Source organism: Streptococcus sp. UBA632 (assembly GCF_002300045.1).
Lineage (GTDB): Bacteria > Bacillota > Bacilli > Lactobacillales > Streptococcaceae > Streptococcus > Streptococcus alactolyticus.
In genome coordinates this window covers 612-3880 of the sequence record NZ_DBPA01000062.1, presented here as the reverse complement: position 1 = coordinate 3880, position 3269 = coordinate 612, and the positions used below count along the sequence as shown (strand labels likewise).

Annotated in this window: 1 protein-coding gene and 1 pseudogene; both read left to right on the top strand. The window is 43.8% G+C overall.

All coding sequences use genetic code 11. The features are described from left to right. Positions 1-37 precede the first annotated feature (37 nt). The gene (locus tag B3473_RS07165) at positions 38-1357 is read left to right on the top strand and encodes a DUF2130 domain-containing protein (RefSeq protein ID WP_414717678.1); all 1320 of its coding nucleotides are present in this window, start codon (positions 38-40) and stop codon (positions 1355-1357) included. Positions 1358-1989: 632 nt separating this feature from the next. Beyond that, positions 1990-3269 (top strand): annotated as a pseudogene (locus B3473_RS07160) (DEAD/DEAH box helicase family protein); the annotation flags it as partial.

Sequence of the window (3269 nt, the reverse complement as noted above, 5' to 3'; positions counted from 1 at the left end):
TGAAAAAGAGCAAGAAATCGCAGCCTTAAAAGCCCAATTGGACAATGTCGCCTCAGTCAAAGACCTCGAGTTGAAACAATCTTTGAGCGAGAAAGACAAGGAAGTTGCAGATCTGAAGGCACAATTAGAAAATGTTACTTCGGTCAAGGATTTGGAATTAACCCAAGCCCTAAATGAAAAAGAGCAAGAAATCGCAGCCTTAAAAGCCCAATTGGACAATGTCGCCTCAGTCAAAGACCTCGAGTTGAAACAATCTTTGAGCGAGAAAGACAAGGAAGTTGCAGATCTGAAGGCACAATTAGAAAATGTTACTTCGGTCAAGGATTTGGAATTAACCCAAGCCCTAAATGAAAAAGACAAAGAAGTGCTGGACTTGAAAAACCAGTTGGAACGTTTGGCTTTGGAAAACAAGACCAGTTTGGTGGAGGCGGTGGCGTCTGTCGAAAAAGAACGTGACGAAGCCCAGTCCCAATTAGCCTTACAAGAAAAAGAAGCGGAGTTGTCGCTTGCCTCAGTCAAAAGTGACTACGAAGCCCAACTCAAGGCAGCCAATGAGCAGGTCGAATTTTACAAGAATTTCAAAGCGCAACAATCCACCAAGGCTATCGGAGAAAGCTTGGAAGTCTATGCCGAAACAGAATTCAACAAGGTGCGCGCTATTGCCTTTCCAAATGCTACCTTTGGCAAGGACAATGAGGTATCATCAGGCAGCCGTTCCAAAGGGGATTTCATTTACCGCGAAACAGACGAGAATGGTATTGAAATACTATCTATCATGTTCGAGATGAAAAACGAAGCGGATGAAACCAAGACCAAGCACAAGAACAAGGATTTCTACAAGGAATTGGACAAGGACCGCAGAGAGAAAAAATGCGAGTATGCCGTTTTGGTCAGCATGCTGGAAGCGGACAATGATTATTTCAACACGGGGATTGTGGATGTCAGCCACGAGTACGAAAAAATGTATGTCGTTCGTCCGCAACTCTTTATTCAGTTGATTGGGATTTTGCGTAATGCGGCGCTTAATTCGCTCAAGTACAAGCAAGAGTTGGCCTTGGTTCGTGAGCAACACATCGACATCACGCATTTTGAAGATGACCTTGAAACTTTCAAGCAAGCCTTTGCCAAAAATTACAATTCCGCCAGCACCAATTTCCAAAAGGCTATTGACGAAATCGACAAGTCTATTCGCCGTATGGAGGAGGTCAAACGCTTCTTGACGACCAGTGAAAATCAGCTCCGCCTTGCCAATAACAAACTAGATGATGTTTCCGTCAAAAAATTAACCCGCAAGAATCCTACCATGCGTGCTAAATTTGAGTCTCTAAAAGAGCAAAAGCCCGTTAAAGAGGACTAGTGATGTGATTTGAAAATGGTTGAAAATATGATAAAATAAAATCATTACACTAGGTTCAAGGAGAATATGAAAAATGGCTCAAAATCCCAGCCAATTAGTAAATAAAGAACTTGTCAGAAATGGCAGGTTTTTTGGCTTCATGCAAGAAGGAGGGCTCTATGTTTAGCAAAAGCGATCCTCGTTTGGTCCTGATACAAGAATACGCCCCACACATGCTAGGGACTTATCAAGACATCAAAAACTACCAAGAAGCCTTGTTTGACAAATACAAAAAACAAGACAATACCTCAGAAATGGCGGCCGTCTATGATGTGGAAACCAAACGTTTAAACGATGTTTTGGACGGCTATCTTGCGATCAAGCAACACCCTGATTACTACAAGGGTGCCGATGTACGTGCCAAAAATGCCGAGCAAACCCTAAAAGGCTTTGCCAATCATTTGTTGAAACTTGTGCAAGAGGCCAATGAAGTAGACTTGAAAGATTTTGACATTAGCTTGAGGATGATGCCAAAAGAGAAGCTCGTGGCAGAAGTCGTGCAAGAATCTAAACCAACTCCAAAACCTATCACTCCACCAACGGCTATCAAAAAAGAAAGTCAACTAGAAGACGAATTGATCCGCCAATTGGTGATGGGAGAAAGTCAGTGGGTTTACCGACCTGAGCTCAATACCGAGGCTGATCTTTGGGACAATTTCTTTGAAAAATTGCAAGCTAACAATGTATCTGTCTTGGGGGACCACCCTTTGACCGACCAAGAAAAGCGCCAGATTAAAAACCAGCTGCAATTCGTGAATTTCTACGAGGCGGCCAAATGGCTGGCAGGTGAAAATGGCATTGCTAAAGTACAAGTGCAACGTGAAGATGCCACACTTGGCAGCATTCGTCTCAATGTTGTTTGGCGTGACAATATCGCTGGTGGCAAATCAAGCTACGAAGTCGTTAACCAAGTCAAACCTGATTATGAAGTGGCTAATCAACTCATCTCTAAGGGAGATGCAGTCAGAGAACGTCGGCTAGACGTGACCTTGCTCATCAACGGTCTGCCCATGATTCAGATTGAGCTAAAAAACCGTTTTCACCCTTATATGGACGCCTTTCGTCAAATCAAAAAATACGAACAAGAAGGGCAATTCAGAGGTATTTACTCATGTTTGCAAATGTTTGTTGTGTCAAATATCAATGAAACCCGCTACATCGCAGCAGCCAAGTCCAACAAACTCAATGAGCGCTTTTTGACCAAGTGGGTGAATGAAGAAAACGAGGCTCAACCACATCTAACAGACTTTGCTAAAAACGTGCTCTCTATCCCAATGGCCCACCAGATGGTCATGCAGTACTCTGTCATTGACGATGATAAGAAAGCGATTATCCTCTTGCGTCCTTATCAGGTGCATGCTATACAAGCCATTCAAAAAGCAAGTAATAACCGACAATCAGGATTTATCTGGCACACGACGGGTTCAGGGAAGACCCTGACCAGCTATAAGGTGGCACGCAATCTTTTGCAGATTCCACGCATTCAAAAGACCATTTTTGTCATTGACCGCACGGACTTGGACCAACAAACCACAGCAGCCTTTGCGTCTTATGCAGCCAATGACATGATTGATGTCGATGAGACTGATGATACCAGAGAATTGGTTAAAAATCTGGCTTCTGAGGAAAGGCGCGTGGTGGTGACCACTATCCAAAAACTCAATGCCATGTTGCGTCAGTTTGAGGAAGGGCGTCACGCTCGCCAATACAATCGCATCAAAAACCTTGAGCTTGCCTTTGTGGTTGATGAGTGTCACCGCGCCGTAACGCCTGAGCGTCAACGCATTTTGGAGCGTTTCTTTGTCAATTCGCTCTGGTATGGTTTCACAGGGACACCGATTTTTGAGGAAAATAAGCGTGAACAAAAAGGGGA